Source organism: Aureimonas flava (assembly GCF_003583935.1).
GTDB classification, from domain to species: domain Bacteria; phylum Pseudomonadota; class Alphaproteobacteria; order Rhizobiales; family Rhizobiaceae; genus Aureimonas; species Aureimonas flava.
Genome location: NZ_QYRN01000001.1, coordinates 558,206 through 578,020, shown reverse-complemented (window position 1 = coordinate 578,020; position 19,815 = coordinate 558,206). Strand labels below are relative to the sequence as shown.

The following is a 19,815-nucleotide window of genomic DNA, read 5'->3' as shown; positions in this document are numbered from 1 at the left end:
TTCAAGAGCCGGGGAGCACCCGGAATTCGGTATCGGCGCGAGCCGTGCTCAAGCGCCCGTCGAGCCGCGCAGGAAGAACAGGTCGCCCGCCGAGAAGTGACGGCGCTGGCCCCGCCCCTCGTCGAGGACGAGCCGACCGTCCTGGTCGAGATCCACGAAGGTCCCCTCCACCGAGGTCCCATCCGGCAGGTTGACGCGGCACCCCTCGCCACGGCCGACGGAATGGCGCAGCCATTCCGAACGGACCCGCTCAAACTGGCGACCCGCATCCCACAATTCCAGTGCCTCATCGACGCCCGCGGCAAGATGGTCGAACACCGTGGCGAGCGTTCCCGTGTACCCGGCCTCGCGCAGGCTGGTGACGGCGTAGGGCGTCTCGGTCGCGCCGCTCTCGACATTGACCCCGCAGCCGATGGCCACCGCCCGGCGGCCGTCCCGGCCCTTCTCGCTCTCGAGCAGGATGCCGACCGCCTTGGCGCCGGCGATCAGGATATCGTTCGGCCACTTGATGCGCACGAGGCCGGGCTCGAGGCCCGAGAGCTCCGCCAGCCCGTTGCGCACGCCGAGGGCCACCACGAGCGGCAGATCGACCACGTGCCGGTCCGGCGCGGGATCGACCAGGAGAAGGGTCGCGTAGAGGTTGCCGCGCTCCGACAGCCAGGACCGGCCGCGACGGCCGCGTCCCGCCGTCTGGCGGCCCGCGGTGATCCAGAGGCGGCCGGGATCTCCGGCCCGCGCCGCTTCCAGCGCCACGGCGTTGGTCGAGCCGACCTCGTCCAGCGCCAGATGCCGTCTCGCCCCGGCGGCCGGTCTCGTCATTCCCCGATCAGAAGAACGTGTGGGCGGCCGCCGCCGCGGCGGCGAAGAGCGGCCCGGCCAGGACGATGTAGGCCGGGAAGATGAAGAGCGTCGCCGCGCCCGCCACGAGCTTGAGTTCGGTGCTCATCGGCTCGAAGCCGGCCGCCGGCTCGTCGAACCACATGACCTTGACCACGCGCAGGTAGTAGAACAGGCCGATCGTCGAGGCGACCACGCCGATCACGGCGAGCGGCACGAGACCGGCACCCACCGCCGCGATGAACACGTAGTACTTGCCCCAGAAGCCGAGAAGCGGCGGCAGGCCCGCCAGCGACAGGATCAGCACCGTCATGGCGAGAGCCATGATCGGGTTGGTGCGCGAGAGGCCGGCCAGCTCGTAGACATCCTCCACCATGCCGTCGCGACGGCGCATGGAGAGGATCAGCGCAAAGGTGCCGAGCGTCATGGTGACGTAGGTCGCCATGTAGATCAGGACGCCCTGCACGCCCGCCTCGGTGCCGGCGGCGAGGCCGACCAGCACGTAGCCCATGTGGCCGATCGAGGAATAGGCCATCAGGCGCTTGATGTTGCGCTGGCCGATCGCGGCGAAGGCGCCGAAGAGCATGGAGGCGATCGACAGGAACACCACGACCTGCTGCCAGTCCGGCGTCATCGGGCCGAAGCTCTGGACGGTGAAGCGCGTCAGGAGCGCCACGGCGGCGACCTTCGGCGCACCCGCGAGAAGCGCCGTGACCGGCGTCGGGGCCCCCTCGTAGACGTCCGGCGTCCACATGTGGAACGGCACGGCCGAGATCTTGAAGGCGAGACCCGCCAGCACGAACACGAGGCCGACGATCAGGCCGAGCGAGCGGGCGCCGTCCACGGCAACCGCCGTGGCGATGGCGCTGAACTCGATCTGGCCGGTGAAGCCGTAGACCAGCGAAGCGCCGTAGAGCAGCATGCCGGAGGACAGCGCGCCGAGCACGAAGTACTTGAGGCCGGCCTCCGTGGACTTCACGTGGTCGCGGTGGATGGCGGCGATCACGTAGATCGCCAGCGACTGGAGCTCGAGGCCGAGATAGAGGGCGATGAGATCGCCCGCCGAGACCATCACCAGCATGCCCGTGGTGCAGAGCACGATCAGCACCGGCAGCTCGAAGCTGGCGAAGCGCTCGCGCTGGGCGTAGCCGGTGGACATCAGCACGGCGGCGGCCGCCGCGATCAGCACCAGCGCCTTCATGAAGCGCGCGAACGGATCGAGGATGATCGAGCCGCCGAAGGCCACCCCGGCCGGGGTCGCGAACAGGAGCCAGACCAGCGCGAAGAGCAGCGTTCCCACCGTCAGCGACGTGACGAGGCCGGCGCTCTTCTCGCCGAGGAACGTTCCGATCATCAGGAGCGCCATCGCGCCGACCGCGAGGATCAGCTCCGGTCCGACGATGGGAAGGCTTTGCGCCACGAATTGCGAAAACATCGGTTCGCCCTGCCCGTTCTTTAGTTCTGGATCGACGCGACGCTGGACGCCGCCTCGATGGCCGCCGTGTAGCTCGACAGGAGCTGGTCCACGGAGGCCGTCGTCACGTTGAAGACCGGCATCGGATAGACGCCGAAGAAGACCGTCAGCACCGCCAGGGGATAGAGGAGCACCTTCTCGCGCGGCGTCAGGTCGAGGATCGCCTTGAGGCTGTCCTTGACGAGCGGGCCGAGGATGACGCGGCGGAAGAGCCACAGCGCGTAGGCTGCCGACAGGATCACGCCGGTGGCGGCGAAGATGGCGACCCAGGAGTTCACCCGGAACACGCCCATCAGCGTCATGAACTCGCCCACGAAGCCGGAGGTGCCCGGCAGGCCGACGTTACCCATGGTGAACAGCAGCATCATCGCCGCGTAGGCGGGCATGCGGTTCACCAGGCCGCCGTAGGCGGCGATGTCGCGGGTGTGCATGCGGTCGTAGACGACGCCGACGCACAGGAACAGCGCGCCCGAGATCAGCCCGTGGCTGAGCATCTGGAAGATCGCGCCCTGCACGCCCTGCTCGTTGGCCGCGAAGATGCCCATGGTGACGAAGCCCATGTGCGCGACCGACGAATAGGCGATCAGCTTCTTGATGTCCTCCTGCATCAGTGCGACCAGCGAGGTGTAGATGATCGCCACCACCGAGAGCACGAAGACGAAGGGCGCGAAGTCCGCCGAGGCCAGCGGGAACATCGGCAGCGAGAAGCGCAGGAAGCCGTAGCCGCCGAGCTTCAGTAGGATGCCCGCCAGGATCACCGATCCGGCCGTGGGCGCCTCGACGTGCGCGTCCGGCAGCCAGGTATGGACCGGCCACATCGGCATCTTCACCGCGAAGGACGCGAAGAAGGCGATCCACAGCCAGGTCTGCATCTGGGCCGGGAAGTTGTAGGCGAGGAGCTCGGGGATCGAGGTCGTGCCGGCGGTCCAGTACATCGCCATGATGGCGACCAGCATCAGGACCGAGCCGAGGAAGGTGTAGAGGAAGAACTTGTAGGACGCGTAGACGCGCCGCTTGCCGCCCCAGACGCCGATGATCAGGAACATCGGGATCAGCGAGCCCTCGAAGAAGAGGTAGAAGAGCACGATGTCCAGCGCGCAGAACACGCCGACCACCAGCGTCTCCAGCACCAGGAAGGCGATCATGTACTCCTTCACCCGCACCGTGATGGAGTCGCGGCTGGCGAGGATGCAGATCGGCATCAGGAACGTGGTGAGGATGACGAACAGCATCGAAATGCCGTCGACGCCCATCCGGTAGGCGATGCCGCCCGACAGCCACTCGGCCTCCTCGACCATCTGGAAGCCCGCCGCCGACTTGTCGAACCCGATCCAGATGAACAGCGAGAGGAGGAAGGTGAAGATCGTGACCAGCAGCGCGACGATGCGGATGTTGCGGCGCGCCAGCTCGGAATCGTCCCGCGTGAACAGGATGATGAGCACGCCGACCAGCGGCGCGAAGGTGACGGTCGATAGGATCGGCCAGCCGGACATCAGCGCATTCCCCAGAACATCATGAAGGTGACCAGCGCGGCGACGCCGATCAGCATGACGAAGGCGTAGTGGTAGAGGTACCCCGTCTGGAGACGGACCACCCATCCGGTCACGTCCAGCGCGCGGGCCGAGATGCCGTCGGGTCCGAGGCGGTCGATCACGGCGACGTCGCCCTTCTTCCACAGGAAGCGGCCGAGCCACTTGGCCGAGCGCACGAACAGGAAGTCGTAGAGCTCGTCGAAGTACCACTTGTTCAGGAGGAACTGGTACAGGCCGGGGTTGCGGGCGGCCATCTGGGCCGGACGCTGCGGCTGGCGGATGTAGAAGACGTAGGCGATCAGGAAGCCGAGGATCATGGCGATCGTCGGCGAGTAGACCACGAGCGCCGGCACGTGGTGGTACTCGTGGATGATGTGGTTCTCCGGTCCGGCGAAGAGCGCCGTGTGCCAGAACGTCTCGTAGCCGCCGCCGAGGAAGAACGGGTAGAACACGATGCCCGCCAGCAGCGCGCCCGCCGACAGGACGAAGAGCGGCGTGGTCATGACCGGCGGAGACTCGTGCACGTGGTGCATGACCTCGTGGCTCGCGCGCGGCTTGCCGTGGAAGGTCAGGAACACCAGACGCCAGGAGTAGAAGCTCGTCAGCGCGGCGGCGACCACCGTCATGATGTAGCCGTACATCGCGAAGGCGTTCTCGCCGGCGAAGGCGCTCTCGATGATCGCGTCCTTGGAATAGTAGCCCGCCGTGAACGGGAAGCCCGTCAGCGCCAGCGTGCCGATCATCATGGTCCAGTAGGTGATCGGGATGTGCTTACGCAGACCGCCCATGTGGCGCATGTCCTGCTCGCCGTCTACGGCGTGGATCACCGAGCCGGCGCCTAGGAACAGCAGCGCCTTGAAGAAGGCGTGCGTGAACAGGTGGAACACCGCAGCGCCATAGGCGCCGACGCCGAGCGCCACGAACATGTAGCCGAGCTGCGAGCAGGTCGAATAGGCGATGACGCGCTTGATGTCGTTCTGCACGAGGCCGATCGTGGCCGCGAAGAAGGCCGTGGTGGCGCCGATGAAGGTGACGAAGGTCAGCGCCGAGTGGCTGAGCTCGAACACCGGCGACAGACGCGCCAGCATGAAGACGCCGGCAGTCACCATGGTCGCCGCGTGGATCAGCGCCGACACCGGGGTCGGGCCTTCCATCGCGTCCGGCAGCCAGGTGTGGAGGCCGATCTGCGCCGACTTGCCCATCGCGCCCATGAAGAGCAGCAGGCAGATCGCGGTCATCGCGCCGCCCGCCGAGAGCGAGTAGCCGGCGAAGTTGAGGATCGGCGCGGCGGCGGCAGCGGCCTCCCCCCCACCTTCCGGATAGATCGTGCCGACCATCTGGCCGGCGCCGGCGAAGATCGTGTCGAGGTTGGCCGAGCCGAACACGACGAACAGGCCGAAGATGCCGAGCAGGAAGCCGAAGTCGCCGACGCGGTTGACCACGAAGGCCTTCATCGCAGCCGCGTTGGCCGAGGGCTTCTGGTACCAGAAGCCGATCAGCAGGTAGGAGGCGAGGCCGACCCCTTCCCAGCCGAAGAACATCTGGACCAGGTTGTCCGCCGTCACCAGCGTGAGCATGGCGAAGGTGAAGAGCGACAGGTAGGCGAAGAATCGCGGACGCGAGTCGTCGTGGTGCATGTACCCGATCGAGTACACGTGGACGAGCGCCGACACCGTGTTGACGACCACCAGCATGACCAGCGTCAGCCGGTCGACGCGAAGCTGCCAGGAGATGTCGAGGTTGCCGGCCTGCATCCACTGCAGGACTGGGATATGGAGCGTCTCGCCGCCGAACGTCAGGAAGCCGATCCACGACAGGACGGCCGCCGCGATCAGGAGACCGCTCGTGACGTACTCGGAGGCCTTGGCGCCGATCCGGTTTCCGAACACGCCCGCGACGATGAAGCCGACCAGCGGGAGAAGGACGATCAGGGTATACATCGCCGCGCTCAGCCCTTCATCGAGTTGACGTCATCGACGGCGATGGAGCCGCGATTACGGAAGAAGACCACCAGGATCGCCAGGCCGATGGCCGCCTCGGCGGCGGCGACGGTGAGGATGAACAGGGCGAAGACCTGCCCGGCCAGATCGTTCAGGAAGGCGGAAAAGGCGACGAGGTTGAGGTTCACCGACAGGAGGATCAGCTCAACCGACATCAGGATCGTGATGATGTTCTTGCGGTTCATGAAGATGCCGAAGACCCCCGTGACGAAGAGGATCGCGGCAACCGTGAGGTAATGTCCGAGGCCGACAGCCATGGTGCGTGTTTCCTATCTGCCTCAGATGCCCTTGCCGCTCTCGACCTTGCGGATCTCGATCGCGGTCGCCGGATTGCGCGCCACCTGCTGGGGGATCGACTGCCGCTTCAGGCCCGGCTTGTGGCGGAGCGTCAGGACGATCGCGCCGATCATCGCGACGAAGAGCACGAGGCCCGCCATCTGGAAGAAGAAGACGTAGCGCGTGTAGATCACGTGCCCGAGCGCCTCGATGTTGGAGAGCTGCTCCAGAGGCGGCGTCGGCAGGACGGTCCGCGCGCTGAGCTGCGGATCGTAGTAGCTCCCGGTGACGGCGATGATGAGCTGCGCCAGCAGGATGAGCCCGATCACCGCGCCGATCGGCGCATATTGAAGCGCCCCGTGCTTGATGCGCCCGAAATCGAGATCCAGCATCATGACCACGAACAGGAACAGGATCGCCACGGCGCCGACATAGACGACGATCAGGATCAAGGCCAGGAACTCCGCGCCGGTCAGCAGGAAGAGCCCGGCCGCCGCCACGAAGGTCAGGATCAGGAACAGCACCGAGTGAACGGGATTGCGGGAGAGCACGACCATCATCGCCGATCCGACGGAGACGATGGCGAACACGTAGAAGAAGAAGGCTTGCAGCCCCAACATGTCGGGCTCCCCCTGAAATCGCTGTAGCATCAAGCGGCGGACGAACGGTGGAGCCCGTTCGCCGCCTGCAGATTCGGTTCGGAGCGTGGCGCCGCCGGGCGGCGTCACGGTGTGCGGATTAGCGGTACGGTGCGTCCAGCGCAATGTTGCGAGCGATCTCGCGCTCCCAACGGTCGCCGTTCGCCAACAGCTTTTCCTTGTCGTAGTAGAGCTCCTCGCGGGTCTCCGTCGAGAACTCAAAGTTCGGCCCCTCCACGATCGCGTCGACCGGGCAGGCCTCCTGGCAAAAGCCGCAATAGATGCACTTCACCATGTCGATGTCGTAGCGCACGGTGCGGCGCGTGCCGTCGTTGCGGCGCGGGCCCGCCTCGATGGTGATGGCCTGCGCCGGACAGATCGCCTCGCACAGCTTGCAGGCGATGCAACGCTCCTCGCCGTTCGGATAGCGGCGCAGCGCGTGTTCGCCGCGGAAGCGCGGGCTGACCGGACCTTTCTCGAACGGGTAGTTCACCGTCGACTTCGGCGCGAAGAAGTAGCGCATCGACAGGCGGAACGCCTTAACGAACTCGATCAGGAACAGCGACTTTACGGACTGAGCAAGGGCACTCATCGAACGATCCGATCTCCGAAGGCGGAGCTTGGAGCGAGGCGGCGCCTCGCCGTTTCAATCAAGGGCGGTCGCGGGGCCCGGCGGGCTCCGCAGCCGGTCAGGCGTTGCCCCAGCCGGTGAGCTGCAGCACGAGCGCCACGATCACGACCATGCCGAGCGACAGCGGAAGGAAGACCTTCCAGCCGAGGCGCATGAGCTGGTCGTAGCGGTAGCGCGGCACGAAGGCCTTCACCATCGCGAACATGAAGAAGCAGAGCGCGACCTTGGCCAGGAACCAGATGACGCCCGGGACCCAGGTGAAGGGCGCGAAGCCGAACGGCGGCAGCCATCCACCGAGGAACAGGATGGTCATCAGCGAGCACATCAGGGTGATGGCGGCGTACTCGCCCAGCATGAACATCATGTACGGGGTGGAGCCGTACTCGACCATGAAGCCGGCGACGAGTTCGGACTCGGCTTCCGGCAGGTCGAACGGCGGCCGGTTCGTCTCGGCCAGCGCCGAGATGAAGAAGATCACGAACATCGGGAACAGGGACAGCCAGTGCCAGTCGAGGAAGCTCGACGGCAGGCCGACCATGGTGCCGACGCCATCCGCCTGCGACAGGACGATGTCGGTGAGGTTCAGCGACCCGGCGCACAGGAGCACGGTGACGATCACGAAGCCGATCGACACCTCGTAGGACACCATCTGCGCGGCGGAGCGCAGGGCGCCCAGGAAGGCGTACTTCGAGTTGGACGCCCAGCCGCCCATGATGACGCCGTACACCTCGAGCGACGAGATCGCGAAGATGTAGAGGATGCCGATGTTGATGTCGGCGATCACCCAGCCGGGGCCGACCGGCACCACCGCGAAGGTCGCGAGCGCCAGGGTCACCGCGACGAGCGGGGCGAGCAGGAACACGACCTTGTCGGACGAGGCCGGAACCACGGGCTCCTTCAGCACGAACTTCAGAAGGTCGGCGAAGGACTGGAACAGGCCGAACGGCCCGACGACGTTGGGGCCGCGCCGCATCTGCACGGCCGCCCAGATCTTGCGGTCGGCGAGCAGGATGTAGGCGATCAGGACCAGCAGGACCACCAGGAACAGGAGGCTCTGGCCGAGGATCACCAGGGCCGGCCAGACATAGGCGGAGAACAGCTCCATGGGTTCGTACCGTCCTTACTCGGCCGCTTCGAGATGCTCGGCCTGCGCGAGGCGCGAGCATTCCGCCATGACCTTGGAGGCCCTGGCGATGGGGTTCGTCAGATAGAAGTCTCCGATGCCGGAGCGGAACGCGGCGCCGGACGGCGTGCCGGCGCGATCGGCGAGATGCGTGATCGCTGCCGCGTCGGCCGCCTGGAGCGCCTCGCCGGAGAACACGGGATGGGCGGCCACGAGCTCGCGGCGCAGGGCGCCGAGCGTATCGAACGCAAGCGCCTTGCCGAGCACGGCCGACAGCGCTCGGAAGATCGCCCATTCCTCGCGCGCGTCGCCCGGCGGGAAGCCGGCGCGCGCGCCGGTCTGGACGCGGCCTTCCGTGTTGACCCAGGTACCCGACTTCTCGGTGTAGGTCGCGCCCGGCAGGATGACGTCGGCGCGGTGCGCGCCCCGGTCGCCGTGCGTGCCGACATAGACCACGAAGGCGCCGGGCGCGATCTCGATCTCGTCGGCGCTGAGGTTGAACAGGACGTCCATGCCGCCGGCGGCCATCTCGGCCGCCGTCTTGCCGCCCTCGCCCGGCACGAAGCCGATATCGAGACCGCCGACGCGGCCCGCCGCCGTGTGGAGGACGTTGAAGCCGTTCCAGCCTTCGCTCACCGCGCCGATCTCGCGCGCCAGGGCGGCGACGCTCGCCAGCACATCCGCGCCGTTCTCGCCGCTGATGGCGCCCTGCCCCACGATGATCATGGGACGGGCAGCGTTCTTCAGCGCGTCGAAGAAATCGCCGTTGGCGTTCTCCATGTCCGACAGGGTCTGCGGACCCGCGCCGAGATAGGTCGCGGCGTAGCGCAGATCGACCTTCTCGCCGACGAGGCCGACCGGGAAGTCGCCCCGGCGCCACCGCTTGCGGATGCGGGCGTTGAGGACGGGAGCCTCGAAGCGCGGGTTCGCGCCGATGATCAGGAGCGCGTCCGCCTCCTCGATCCCGACGATCGAGGTGTTGAAGAGGTAGGAGGCTCGTCCGTCCGCCGGATCGAGCTTCGCCCCGTCCTGCCGGCAGTCGATGTTCGCCGAGCCGAGCTGGGCCATCAGGCCCTTGAGGGCCCACATGTCCTCCACCGCCGACAGATCGCCCGCGATGGCGCCGACGCGCTCGCCCGCGACGCCGGCGAGCTTCTGGCGGATCGCCTCGAAGGCTTCCGGCCAGGAGGCCGGCTGGAGGCGACCGTCGCGCCGCACGTAGGGCCGGTCGAGGCGCTGCGTGCGCAGGCCGTCCCAGACGAAGCGCGTCTTGTCGGAGATCCACTCCTCGTTGACGAGGTCGTTGACGCGCGGAAGGATGCGCATCACCTCGCGACCGCGCGTGTCGACGCGGATCGCCGAACCCACGGCGTCCATCACGTCGACCGACTCGGTCTTGGACAGCTCCCACGGGCGGGCCTGGAAGGCGTAGGGCCGCGAGGTCAGCGCACCCACGGGGCACAGGTCGATGACGTTGCCCTGGAGCTCGGAGGTCATCGCCTGCTCGAGATAGGTCGTGATCTCGGCGTCCTCGCCGCGGCCCACGAGGCCGAGCTCGGAGATGCCGGCGACCTCGGTGGTGAAGCGGACGCAACGCGTGCAGTGGATGCAGCGCGTCATGATCGTCTTCACGAGCGGGCCGATATACTTGTCCTCGACGGCGCGCTTGTTTTCCTTGTAGCGCGAGGAATCGACGCCGAAGGCCATCGCCTGGTCCTGCAGATCGCACTCGCCGCCCTGATCGCAGATCGGGCAATCCAGCGGGTGGTTGATCAGCAGGAATTCCATGACGCCCTCGCGGGCCTTCTTCACCATCGGGGTGTTGGTGAAGATCTCCGGCGCCTCGCCGTTGGGGCCGGGGCGCAGGTCGCGCACGCCCATGGCGCAGGAGGCCGCGGGCTTGGGCGGGCCACCCTTCACCTCGATCAGGCACATACGGCAGTTGCCGGCCACCGACAGGCGCTCGTGGAAGCAGAAGCGAGGGATCTCGGCACCCGCCTCCTCCGCCGCCTGCAGCAGCGTGTAGTGGTCGGGCACCTCGATCTCGTTGCCGTCGACTTTGATCTTTGCCATTCTCAGACCCGATCGGACTTGGCCTTCGAAGCGCGAACGTCGCCGAATTCTCGACGACCGGCTTCGGTGGCCAGGTATGAATTCACGTTACTCGTCTCGGCTGAGAGGTCTTCGCGGGGAAGTCCCGTCAGTCGTTCAAGCAGTTCGTCGGCGCCTGCGATCTCGAGGGGTCCGCGCGGCGCCGACATGGGAAGGCTACTCCGCCGCCTGGAGGACCGGCTTGCGGTCCGCGTCGGCGTTGCGCGAGAACTCGTCGATACGACGCTCGATCTCGGGGCGGAAGTGGCGCACCAGGCCCTGGATCGGCCAGGCGGCCGCGTCGCCGAGCGCGCAGATCGTGTGACCCTCGACCTGCTTCGTCACGTCGAGCAGCATGTCGATCTCGCGCTTCTGCGCGTTGCCGACCACCATGCGCTCCATGACGCGCCACATCCAGCCCGTGCCCTCGCGGCAGGGCGTGCACTGGCCGCAGCTCTCGTGCTTGTAGAAGTAGGCGAGCCGGGCGATGGCGCGCACGATGTCGGTGGACTTGTCCATGACGATCACCGCGGCCGTGCCGAACGAGGACTTCACCTCGCGCATGCCGTCGAAGTCCATCGGCGCGTCGAGGATCTGCTCGCCGGGCACTAGCGGGCAGGACGAGCCGCCGGGAATGACGGCCAGAAGGTTCTCGTAGCCGCCGCGCACGCCGCCGCAATGGCGGTCGATCAGCTCGCGGAACGGAATGCCCATCGCCTCCTCGACCGTGCAGGGCCGGTTCACGTGGCCCGAGATCGAGAACAGCTTGGTGCCCGTGTTGTTCGGGCGCCCGATGCCGGCGAACCAGCCGCCGCCGCGCCGCAGGATGGTGGGCGCGACGGCGATCGATTCCACGTTGTTGACCGTGGTCGGGCAGCCGTAGAGGCCCATGTTGGCCGGGAACGGCGGCTTGAGGCGCGGCTGGCCCTTCTTGCCCTCGAGGCTCTCGAGGAGCGCGGTCTCCTCGCCGCAGATATAGGCGCCGGCGCCGTGATGGACGTAGATGTCCATGTCCCAGCCGCACTTGTTGTCGCGGCCGAGGAGCCCGGCCTCGTAGCATTCGTCGATGGCGAGCTGCAGCGCCTCGCGCTCGCGGATGTACTCGCCGCGCACGTAGATGTAGGCCGCATGCGCGCCCATCGCGAAACCGGCGATCACGCAGCCCTCGATCAGCGTGAACGGGTCGTTGCGCATGATCTCCCGGTCCTTGCAGGTACCGGGCTCGGACTCGTCGGCGTTGACGACGAGGTAGTGGGGCCGCTCGCCCACTTCCTTCGGCATGAACGACCACTTGAGGCCCGTTGGGAAGCCGGCGCCGCCGCGGCCGCGCAGGCCGGACGCCTTCATCTCGTTGATGATCCAGTCGCGACCCTTGCCGATGATGTCGGCCGTCCCGTCGAAATGGCCGCGCTTCATCGCGCCCTTCAGGCTCTTGTCCCGAAGGCCGTAGATGTTGGTGAAGATCCGGTCCTTGTCCTGAAGCATGTTCCGATCCTCGCCTATTCCGACGCCTTGGGCTTCGTGCCCCGGCGGCCCTTGGCCGGCTCGCCGTCGCCCGCCTCGGCGTCGGGCTGCACGTCGGACGTGTCGGTCCGGTTTCCTTCCAGCGTGCCCGTGGCGGTGTGATCCTTGCCGGACAGGTCCTGCCCGCCCTTGGCGGACGACGCGCCGCCCTCGTCGTCCACGCGCCGGTGCTCCTGGACCACCGCGTCCTCGGCGGCCGCACCCTTGTCGCGCAGCGGACCGTCGGTGCGGGCCTCGCCGTCCACCGTCTCGGCCTTCTTCTGCTCGGCTGCGGCGTCCGTCGAGGCCGCGCCGGTCGGACCCTGCCGGGTGCCGCCGGTCCGGCCGCCCGTGCCGCCCTCGGTGAGGTCGACGCTTGCGGCCTCCTCGGCGGCCGGGCTGGTCTTCGGCGCGCCGGCGGGTCCCTTGATGGTCGGGTCGGTCTCGGCCGCGTGCGTGTCGACGCGTCCGGCCTGCGACGGCGCAGTGGTCGCGCCGCCATCGGCGGATGGAGACGCGCCGTCCGTCTGCGGCGCCTTGCGCGCCTCGTCGGGACCCCGATCCTCGTCGTCGAACGTGTTGAGCGTCGTCAGGCCGCCCTCCGGCACCGACAGATGACGGTCGATCTGCGGCCCCTTGCGGACCGCGGCCCCCTCGCCGCTGTCGAACGCGTCGATGATCTCGCCCAGGCGCTCGCCGGTGAGGTCCTCGTAGGTGTCCTTGAAGATCATCACCATCGGTGCGTTGACGCATGCGCCGAGGCACTCGACCTCTTCCCAGGAGAGCGTGCCGCTCTCGTTGAGATGGAACGGGTGCTCGTGGATCTTCTCGCGGCACACGCGCTTCAGCTCGTCCGAGCCGCGCAGCATGCAGGGCGTCGTGCCGCATACCTGGATGTGGGCCCGCGTGCCGACCGGCGCGAGCTGGAACTGGGTGTAGAAGGTCGCGACTTCCAGGACGCGGATCATCGGCATGCGCAACCGCTGCGCCACATGCTCGATCGCCGCCTTGGTGACCCAGCCGTCCTGCTCCTGCGCGCGCATGAGCAGGGGAATCACGGCGGACTGCTGGCGCCCTTCGGGATATTTGCGGATCGTCGCCTCGGCCCATTCGGCGTTCTGCGCCGAGAAGGCGAAACCCTGAGGCTGAACGGCATCTTCCGCAAGACGTCTGACGGACATCGGACCTCGACTTCAGAACGGTTCCAACACACCCGTGTTGCGGCGCGTTCTAACACATTAAGCATGAAAGACCAGCGCCCGACCCCTTGCCGGACACCGCGTCGTTTCGATTTTCATGCGCCCCCGAATGAGGCGCTTCGGACCGTCCGCGACGGTCGCCCCGGCTCAGCGATCGACCTCGCCGAACACGATGTCGCAGGATCCCAGGATGGCCGAGACGTCGGCCAGCATGTGGTTGCGGCACAGGAAGTCCATCGCCTGGAGATGGGCGAATCCCGGGGCACGGATCTTGCAGCGGTAGGGCTTGTTGGTCCCATCCGCCACGAGGTAGACGCCGAACTCGCCCTTGGGCGCCTCGACGGCCGCGTAGACCTCGCCCTCGGGCACGTGGAAGCCTTCGGTGTAGAGCTTGAAGTGGTGGATCAGCGCTTCCATCGAACGCTTCATCTCACCGCGCTTGGGCGGCACCACCTTGCCCTCGGTAGAGGCGAACGGACCCGCCCGCTCCCGGCCCGCGAGCCGCTCGACGCACTGCTTCATGATCGCGGTGGACTGGCGCATCTCCTCCATGCGGATGAGATAGCGGTCGTAGCAGTCGCCGTTCTTGCCGATCGGGATGTCGAAATCCATCTGGTCGTAGCACTCGTAGGGCTGCGACTTGCGCAGGTCCCAGGCAGCGCCCGAGCCGCGCACCATGACGCCCGAGAAGCCCCACGCCCACGTGTCCTCCAGGCTCACCACGCCGATGTCGACGTTGCGCTGCTTGAAGATGCGGTTCTCGGTGAGGAGCTCGTCGATATCGGCCAAGCGCGGCAGGAACTCGTCGCACCAGACGCCGATGTCGTCCACGAGCTTGGGATCGAGGTCCTGATGCACGCCGCCGGGGCGGAAGTAGGCGGCGTGGAGCCGGGCGCCCGACGCCCGCTCGTAGAAGACCATCAGCTTCTCGCGCTCCTCGAAGCCCCACAGCGGCGGGGTCAGCGCACCGACGTCCATCGCCTGCGTGGTCACGTTGAGAAGGTGCGAGAGGATGCGGCCGATCTCGCTGTAGAGGACGCGGATGAGCTGCCCCCGGATCGGCACCTCGACGCCTGCCAGCCGCTCCACCGCGAGGCAGAACGCATGCTCCTGGTTCATCGGCGCGACGTAGTCGAGCCGGTCGAAATACGGCATCGCCTGAAGGTAGGTCTTCTGCTCGATCAGCTTCTCGGTGCCGCGGTGCAGGAGGCCGATATGCGGATCGACGCGCTCGACGTTCTCGCCGTCGAGTTCCAGCACGAGGCGCAGCACGCCGTGCGCGGCCGGGTGCTGCGGGCCGAAGTTGATGTTGAAGTTGCGGACGTCGATCTCGGCCATATCAGTACTCGCGTCGATCAGCGGGCCAGGACTTGAAGGCCAGGACCCACAGGAGAATCAGGTTGAGAGGGCCGACGATCATCAGAAGCGACCACCAGCGCGACATCCCTGCCCTCGGGAATATCTTCCAGAACGGAACGACGACGACGATCATGATCACCAGCAGAATGAGCCAGTGCCATACCGAGAACGTGCCCATGCCTGTACTCCGTTCTCGAGCCGCCGGTTCCCCCGCTCAGTTCGCCTTCGCCTTCTCGTCGCCGGGAAGCACGTAGTCGGTGCCTTCCCAGGGCGAGAGGAAGTCGAACTGGCGGAACTCCTGACGAAGCTCCACGGGCTCGTAGACCACCTGCTTGAGCTGCTCGTCGTAGTGCACCTCGACGAAGCCGGTTAGCGGAAAGTCCTTGCGCAGCGGATGGCCCTCGAACCCGTAGTCCGTCAGGATCCGGCGCAGGTCGGGATGGCCGGTGAACAGGATGCCGTAGAGGTCGTAGGCCTCGCGCTCGAACCAATCGGCGCCCGGGAAGACGCCGGTGATCGACGGCACGGGATCGTCCTCGCCCGTCAGCACCTTCACGCGGATGCGCTGGTTGAGATACGGCGACAGGAGGTGGATCACCACCTCGAACCGATCGACGCGCGCCGGGTAGTCCACGCCGCACAGGTCGATGAAGGACTTGAACTGACATTGCGGGTCGTCGCGCAGATGCGTGACGACCTCCACGAGGTGCTGCGCCGCGACGGTCAGCGTCAGCTCGTCCAGCCGGATGTCCGAGCTGACGAGCCTGTCGCCGAACAGGGGGCCGAGATAGTCCGCGAGTTCGTTCATACCGCCCTCAACGCTCGATCGTTCCCAGGCGCCGGATCTTCTTCTGCAGAAGCAGCACGCCGTAGAGAAGCGCCTCGGCGGTCGGCGGACAGCCCGGCACGTAGATGTCGACCGGCACCACGCGGTCGCAACCGCGCACCACCGAATAGGAATAGTGGTAGTAGCCGCCGCCGTTGGCGCAGGACCCCATGGAGATGACGTAGCGCGGCTCGGGCATCTGGTCGTAGACCTTGCGCAGCGCGGGAGCCATCTTGTTGGTCAGCGTGCCGGCGACGATCATCACGTCGGACTGGCGGGGCGAGGCGCGCGGGGCGAAGCCGAAGCGCTCACCGTCGTAGCGCGGCATCGACATCTGCATCATCTCGACCGCGCAGCACGCGAGGCCGAACGTCATCCACATGAGCGAGCCGGTGCGCGCCCACTGGATAAGGTCCTCGGTGGAGGTGACGATGAAGCCCTTGTCGGCCAGCTCGTTGTTGACGTCAGCGACGAACGGATCGGCCGCAGGGGAAACCTGCAGGTCGGACCGCTCGGCGAAGGGTGCGGTACCGGGGTTCAATCCCATTCGAGGGCACCTTTCTTCCATTCATAGACAAACCCGACGGTGAGCACGCCGAGAAACACCATCATCGACCAGAAGCCGGCCCAGCCGAGCTCGCCGAACGAGGCCGCCCAGGGAAACAGGAACGCCACTTCCAGATCGAAGATGATGAACAGGATCGAGACCAGATAGAACCGGACGTCGAACTTCATGCGCGAATCGTCGAACGCGTCGAAACCGCATTCGTAGGCCGAGAGCTTCTCGTCGTCCGGCGCCTTGAAGGCCAGCAGGAACGGAGACACGAGAAGCGCGACTCCGATCAGGAGCGCGACGCCGACGAAGATCACGATCGGCAGGTAGGATCCGAGAAGCTCGTTCACAAGCGGGTCTTCCTCTTGGCCGGAGCGCGAGATGCGCGACCCGGCCTCGGCGATGCGGCTTTGAGACCTGACGGGGACGTATGTGGTTCGTGGACGGGTTCAATGCGTCCAACAGCCACGCTGCGCCCTTCGCATTGCGGCGAGGCTTAGACCCTTCCTAATGTGGAAGCAAGCAGCATGGGGGCGGCTTTGGAAAGGTCCGAACAATCTTCGGTCCGCGCCCGCAACGATCGTTGCGGGGACCGGCAACGTGCGGCGGAAGGCATCGGAATCAGCAACGGAAAGCAAGGGAGAGTGGCGCGAGTGACGGGGCTCGAACCCGCGACCTCCGGCGTGACAGGCCGGCACTCTAACCGACTGAGCTACACCCGCGCATTGTGTCGCCGACGGAAGCCGAAGGCGACGTGGATCGTCAAAGGCAATGGCGCGAGTGACGGGGCTCGAACCCGCGACCTCCGGCGTGACAGGCCGGCACTCTAACCGACTGAGCTACACCCGCGCATTGTGTCGCTGGCGTGACCGTCAGCGGCATGAGCGGTCGTTTACGGGCTCCCCTTCCGTCTGTCAACGCGCTTTCGCACGCCTTTTGAAAACCGCTTCGGAACAGCGACTTGCGGGCCCGACAGGGCGGGAATCGCCCTCCGCTTCGCGTCCCCACGGTCGTCTCGACCGCCCTTCTCTCGCGAATCCGCCCGAACCTTCCGCGAGGACGCGCGCCTATCGGCGGGGCCCTTGACCCGAGGCGGCGGAACCGCGTAATCCCCTGCCGCAAGGGGCGATTAGCTCAGTTGGTAGAGCGCCTCGCTTACACCGAGGATGTCGGCAGTTCGAGCCTGTCATCGCCCACCGCGTATCCGCAAAGCGACCACCGGGGCTTTGCACACTCCCGAGCCCCTCCCCGCACGTGAAGCGATCAGCCGCGACACTGGCTCCGATTCTCGCCCGCGCAGCCGCCGTCCCCGACAGTTCCGATCCCTCCCGGCCATTTCCCGGCCCCGAGGCCGAGCTTGGAGGCGGACGCTACCCGCCTCGCGCTCCCATCCGATCACGGCAGGCCGTCTGCAAGGCCGAGAGGAACGCGCGCACTGCGGGATTGGCGCGACGACTGCTCGGCCATAGTGCGGTGATGTTGTCGCGCTCGACCGCGAAGTCGGCGAGGACCGGCACGAGTTCGCCGCGCGCGACATGGGGGGCGACGACGAAGGTCGCGGCCATGCCGATGCCTCCACCCTCGACCAGCATCGCCACCAGCGCCTCGCTCGCGTCGGCCCACACCTTCGAGGCGGGGGTGAGATCGAGTGCTCCGTCCGCGGTCTGGAAGCGCCAGCGCAGGAGCTGCCCCGTGCTCTGGAAGCGAAGGAGCACCGTCTCGTGCCCTTCCAAGTCCTCCGGACGCCGCGGGATTCCTCGCGCGGCGAGGTAGCCTGGCGAGGCGAAGCAACAGAGCCGATGCGGCGCCAGGCGGCGCGACAGAAGGTTCGAGTCCGGCAGGTCGCCGATACGAACGGCGACGTCGATGCCATCTTCGACGATATCCACGATCCGGTCGCTGAGACGCAGGTCGACGCTCACTTTCGGATGGGCCCGACGGAACGCCGGCAACATCGGCGCGATCACGTGAACGCCGATCGGCAGCGATGCCGCGATCCGCAACGGCCCGGACGGTTCGGAACGCGTCGCCGCCGCTGCCTGCCCGATGGCCTCGGCGTCGTGCAACAGCCGAACGGCCTTGTCGTGAAGCACCTGTCCCTCGGCGGTCAAACGAAGGGAGCGGGTGGTTCGGGTGAAGAGCGAGACCCCGAGCTGCGCTTCCAGCCGCTGGACGCTCTTGCTGACCGCCGAGGGCGATACCGACAGGGACCGGGCCGCCGCCGCGAAGCTGCCGAGCGAACCGGCCCGCGCGAAGGCGGCCAGTCCCGTCAGGCGATCCAATGCCATTGGCTCCTTCATGGCATGACTGAACCGCCTTCCGCCTCCCTAATCAACCTCCCGCCCCGTCGCTAGATCCGGACCGGTTCCACTACCGAACGGAGACGATCATGGGCGACATCATGAAGGCGGTTCGCCTGCACGCGTTCGGCGGGCCCGACGTGCTGCGCTACGAGGACGCGCCGAGACCCGAACCGGGGCCGGGCGAGGTGCTGGTGCGCGTCCACGCCGTCGGGCTCAATCCGCCCGACTGGTACCTGCGCGACGGATACCGCACCCTGCCGCCCGAATGGCAGCCCCATCCTGCGTTTCCTCTGATCCTCGGGTCGGACATCTCCGGCGTGGTCGAGGCGCTCGGCGCCGGCGTCGGCGGGTTTGCCGTCGGCGACGAGGTCTATGCCATGGTGCGTTTCCCCGCCGACGTGATGGAGGGTGGCAAGGCCTATGCGGAGTATGTGAGCGTTCCCGCTTCGGATCTGGCGCCCAAACCCGACGGCCTCGGCCATGCGCAGGCGGCGGCGCTGCCCATGTCGCTCCTGACCGCCTGGCAGTTCCTGATCGATCTCGGCCACGACGCTGCGAACCCCTTCCAGCCCACGGCACACGTTCCCTTGCCGCTGGCCGGCAGAACCGTGCTGGTCAACGGCGCCGGCGGTGGGGTCGGGCATCTTGCCGTCCAGCTTGCCCGATGGCAGGGCGCCCACGTGATCGCCGTCGCGTCCGGCAAGAACGAGGCGCTCATGCACGAGCTCGGGGCCGAGCGGTTCGTCGACTACACCCAAGTGGCGGTCGAGGAGATCGTCCGCGACGTAGACCTCGTGCTCGATTGCGTGGGGCAGGACGCGCGCCGCTTCCTCCAGGTGCTGAAGCCGGGAGGCGCCCTGTTCCTCGTCTTCCCGCTCGGCTTCGACGCGGCGGACGAAGCGCGGCGCCTGGGCATCACCGTGTCGGCGACGCAGGTCCGCTCCAACGGCGCCCAGCTCCAGCAGGTTGCGCCTCTTCTGAATGACGGCACGGTTCGCGTCGTGATCGACAGTGTCTTTCCCCTCGAGGAGGCCGCACGCGCGCACGAGCGCGCCGAGCGGGGCGGCATCCAGGGCAAGATCGTTCTCCTGGTCGATCGCTCGTCGGATGCGGGCGGCGCGTGACGATGCTGATCCTGATCGGTCACATCGATGTGGCACCGGGGGACGTCGAGGCGTTCGCCGCGGACATGGCCGTATTCGCTCCGCGCGCGCGAGCTCGCGACGGCTGCCTGTTCTTCGGCGTCGCGGCCGAAGATCCCGGCACCGGGCGCATGCTCGTCGCCGAGAGATGGCGCGACCAAGCCGCCCTCGACGCGCATCGGGGCGCCGCGGACACCATCGCCTTCGTCGCGCGCTGGGGGGACCGCATGCGCGGCGATCTCAAGCAATTCGACGTCTTGGAGCCGGAGCCGACAATGGCATCCGAAACCTGAAGGGTCCGGGTCCGCTTCCGTCCTGGAGCCGACCG

Annotated in this window: 19 protein-coding genes and 3 tRNA genes; 3 read left to right on the top strand and 19 right to left on the bottom strand. The window is 67.1% G+C overall.

The window, feature by feature from the left end:
• Positions 1-48 precede the first annotated feature (48 nt).
• From D3218_RS02845 to D3218_RS02760, 18 genes are all read right to left on the bottom strand, one after another.
• A complete protein-coding gene (locus D3218_RS02845) occupies positions 49-819 on the bottom strand; it encodes a biotin--[acetyl-CoA-carboxylase] ligase (protein ID WP_119538349.1) in 771 nt (256 codons plus the stop codon).
• A 7-nt stretch (positions 820-826) separates the two neighbouring features.
• Positions 827-2,272: an NADH-quinone oxidoreductase subunit NuoN gene (nuoN, locus tag D3218_RS02840; protein WP_119538348.1), complete on the bottom strand. Its 1,446-nt coding sequence runs from the start codon at positions 2,270-2,272 to the stop codon at positions 827-829.
• A gap of 20 nt (positions 2,273-2,292) precedes the next feature.
• The gene (locus tag D3218_RS02835) at positions 2,293-3,804 is read right to left on the bottom strand and encodes an NADH-quinone oxidoreductase subunit M (RefSeq protein WP_119538347.1); all 1,512 of its coding nucleotides are present in this window, start codon (positions 3,802-3,804) and stop codon (positions 2,293-2,295) included.
• On the bottom strand, positions 3,804-5,783 hold the full coding sequence (gene nuoL, locus D3218_RS02830) for an NADH-quinone oxidoreductase subunit L (RefSeq protein ID WP_119538346.1): 1,980 nt from the start codon (positions 5,781-5,783) through the stop codon (positions 3,804-3,806). Before nuoL ends, D3218_RS02835 begins: the two co-directional genes overlap by 1 nt.
• Positions 5,784-5,791: 8 nt before the next feature.
• Complete coding sequence (gene nuoK, locus D3218_RS02825; RefSeq protein ID WP_119538345.1) at positions 5,792-6,100, bottom strand: NADH-quinone oxidoreductase subunit NuoK; 309 nt, start codon at positions 6,098-6,100, stop codon at positions 5,792-5,794.
• Positions 6,101-6,121: 21 nt separating this feature from the next.
• Positions 6,122-6,739, bottom strand: a complete 618-nt coding sequence (locus D3218_RS02820; RefSeq protein WP_119538344.1) for an NADH-quinone oxidoreductase subunit J — start codon at positions 6,737-6,739, stop codon at positions 6,122-6,124.
• A gap of 118 nt (positions 6,740-6,857) precedes the next feature.
• The gene (gene nuoI / locus D3218_RS02815; RefSeq protein ID WP_119538343.1) at positions 6,858-7,349 is read right to left on the bottom strand and encodes an NADH-quinone oxidoreductase subunit NuoI; all 492 of its coding nucleotides are present in this window, start codon (positions 7,347-7,349) and stop codon (positions 6,858-6,860) included.
• Between the two features lie 97 nt (positions 7,350-7,446).
• Positions 7,447-8,493 carry an NADH-quinone oxidoreductase subunit NuoH gene (gene nuoH / locus D3218_RS02810; RefSeq protein ID WP_119538342.1) on the bottom strand — a complete coding sequence of 349 codons (1,047 nt, stop codon included), beginning with the start codon at positions 8,491-8,493 and terminating at the stop codon, positions 7,447-7,449.
• A gap of 15 nt (positions 8,494-8,508) precedes the next feature.
• Positions 8,509-10,584: an NADH-quinone oxidoreductase subunit NuoG gene (gene nuoG / locus D3218_RS02805; protein WP_119538341.1), complete on the bottom strand. Its 2,076-nt coding sequence runs from the start codon at positions 10,582-10,584 to the stop codon at positions 8,509-8,511.
• A 195-nt stretch (positions 10,585-10,779) separates the two neighbouring features.
• Positions 10,780-12,087 (bottom strand): NADH-quinone oxidoreductase subunit NuoF, encoded by a 1,308-nt coding sequence (nuoF, locus tag D3218_RS02800; RefSeq protein WP_119538340.1) that lies wholly within the window; start codon positions 12,085-12,087, stop codon positions 10,780-10,782.
• Positions 12,088-12,101: 14 nt separating this feature from the next.
• Positions 12,102-13,286, bottom strand: coding sequence for an NADH-quinone oxidoreductase subunit NuoE (gene nuoE, locus D3218_RS02795; protein WP_119538339.1), 1,185 nt, complete (start codon positions 13,284-13,286; stop codon positions 12,102-12,104).
• Between the two features lie 165 nt (positions 13,287-13,451).
• On the bottom strand, positions 13,452-14,642 hold the full coding sequence (locus D3218_RS02790; RefSeq protein ID WP_119538338.1) for an NADH-quinone oxidoreductase subunit D: 1,191 nt from the start codon (positions 14,640-14,642) through the stop codon (positions 13,452-13,454).
• 1 nt (position 14,643) lies between these two features.
• Entirely contained in the window at positions 14,644-14,841 is a 198-nt protein-coding gene (locus D3218_RS02785; protein ID WP_119538337.1) for a hypothetical protein, read from the bottom strand.
• Positions 14,842-14,877: 36 nt separating this feature from the next.
• Positions 14,878-15,471: an NADH-quinone oxidoreductase subunit C gene (locus tag D3218_RS02780; protein ID WP_119538336.1), complete on the bottom strand. Its 594-nt coding sequence runs from the start codon at positions 15,469-15,471 to the stop codon at positions 14,878-14,880.
• Between the two features lie 7 nt (positions 15,472-15,478).
• Positions 15,479-16,036, bottom strand: a complete 558-nt coding sequence (locus D3218_RS02775; protein ID WP_425359279.1) for a NuoB/complex I 20 kDa subunit family protein — start codon at positions 16,034-16,036, stop codon at positions 15,479-15,481.
• Complete coding sequence (locus D3218_RS02770) at positions 16,027-16,392, bottom strand: NADH-quinone oxidoreductase subunit A (RefSeq protein WP_119538334.1); 366 nt, start codon at positions 16,390-16,392, stop codon at positions 16,027-16,029. Before D3218_RS02770 ends, D3218_RS02775 begins: the two co-directional genes overlap by 10 nt.
• A gap of 295 nt (positions 16,393-16,687) precedes the next feature.
• Positions 16,688-16,764, bottom strand: a tRNA-Asp gene (locus tag D3218_RS02765).
• Between the two features lie 50 nt (positions 16,765-16,814).
• Positions 16,815-16,891 (bottom strand) — tRNA-Asp (locus D3218_RS02760).
• A 274-nt stretch (positions 16,892-17,165) separates the two neighbouring features.
• On the opposite strand from D3218_RS02760, the gene D3218_RS02755 reads away from it, so the two are divergent.
• Positions 17,166-17,238: transfer RNA gene (locus tag D3218_RS02755), tRNA-Val, on the top strand.
• 174 nt (positions 17,239-17,412) lie between these two features.
• On the opposite strand, the gene D3218_RS02750 is transcribed toward D3218_RS02755, so the two are convergent.
• Positions 17,413-18,342, bottom strand: a complete 930-nt coding sequence (locus tag D3218_RS02750) for a LysR family transcriptional regulator (protein WP_119538333.1) — start codon at positions 18,340-18,342, stop codon at positions 17,413-17,415.
• 89 nt (positions 18,343-18,431) lie between these two features.
• Here D3218_RS02750 and D3218_RS02745 point away from each other — a divergent pair, with 89 nt between their 5' ends.
• On the top strand, positions 18,432-19,469 hold the full coding sequence (locus D3218_RS02745) for an NADP-dependent oxidoreductase (RefSeq protein WP_119538332.1): 1,038 nt from the start codon (positions 18,432-18,434) through the stop codon (positions 19,467-19,469).
• Positions 19,470-19,471: 2 nt separating this feature from the next.
• Entirely contained in the window at positions 19,472-19,780 is a 309-nt protein-coding gene (locus D3218_RS02740) for a putative quinol monooxygenase (RefSeq protein WP_119538331.1), read from the top strand.
• The last annotated feature ends 35 nt before the right edge of the window (positions 19,781-19,815 follow it).

Bases quoted from the DNA above. Each gene is read 5' to 3' on its own strand.
- nuoE (WP_119538339.1), bottom strand. From the start codon at position 13,286: ATGTCCGTCAGACGTCTTGCGGAAGATGCCGTTCAGCCTCAGGGTTTC.
- nuoK (WP_119538345.1), bottom strand. From the start codon at position 6,100: ATGGCTGTCGGCCTCGGACATTACCTCACGGTTGCCGCGATCCTCTTC.
- nuoL (WP_119538346.1), bottom strand. From the start codon at position 5,783: ATGTATACCCTGATCGTCCTTCTCCCGCTGGTCGGCTTCATCGTCGCG.
- D3218_RS02790 (WP_119538338.1), bottom strand. From the start codon at position 14,642: ATGGCCGAGATCGACGTCCGCAACTTCAACATCAACTTCGGCCCGCAG.
- D3218_RS02750 (WP_119538333.1), bottom strand. From the start codon at position 18,342: ATGAAGGAGCCAATGGCATTGGATCGCCTGACGGGACTGGCCGCCTTC.
- D3218_RS02785 (WP_119538337.1), bottom strand. From the start codon at position 14,841: ATGGGCACGTTCTCGGTATGGCACTGGCTCATTCTGCTGGTGATCATG.
- D3218_RS02740 (WP_119538331.1), top strand. From the start codon at position 19,472: ATGCTGATCCTGATCGGTCACATCGATGTGGCACCGGGGGACGTCGAG.
- nuoH (WP_119538342.1), bottom strand. From the start codon at position 8,493: ATGGAGCTGTTCTCCGCCTATGTCTGGCCGGCCCTGGTGATCCTCGGC.
- nuoF (WP_119538340.1), bottom strand. From the start codon at position 12,087: ATGCTTCAGGACAAGGACCGGATCTTCACCAACATCTACGGCCTTCGG.
- nuoN (WP_119538348.1), bottom strand. From the start codon at position 2,272: ATGTTTTCGCAATTCGTGGCGCAAAGCCTTCCCATCGTCGGACCGGAG.
- nuoI (WP_119538343.1), bottom strand. From the start codon at position 7,349: ATGAGTGCCCTTGCTCAGTCCGTAAAGTCGCTGTTCCTGATCGAGTTC.
- D3218_RS02835 (WP_119538347.1), bottom strand. From the start codon at position 3,804: ATGTCCGGCTGGCCGATCCTATCGACCGTCACCTTCGCGCCGCTGGTC.
- D3218_RS02775 (WP_425359279.1), bottom strand. From the start codon at position 16,036: ATGGGATTGAACCCCGGTACCGCACCCTTCGCCGAGCGGTCCGACCTG.
- D3218_RS02845 (WP_119538349.1), bottom strand. From the start codon at position 819: ATGACGAGACCGGCCGCCGGGGCGAGACGGCATCTGGCGCTGGACGAG.
- nuoG (WP_119538341.1), bottom strand. From the start codon at position 10,584: ATGGCAAAGATCAAAGTCGACGGCAACGAGATCGAGGTGCCCGACCAC.
- D3218_RS02780 (WP_119538336.1), bottom strand. From the start codon at position 15,471: ATGAACGAACTCGCGGACTATCTCGGCCCCCTGTTCGGCGACAGGCTC.
- D3218_RS02745 (WP_119538332.1), top strand. From the start codon at position 18,432: ATGGGCGACATCATGAAGGCGGTTCGCCTGCACGCGTTCGGCGGGCCC.
- D3218_RS02820 (WP_119538344.1), bottom strand. From the start codon at position 6,739: ATGTTGGGGCTGCAAGCCTTCTTCTTCTACGTGTTCGCCATCGTCTCC.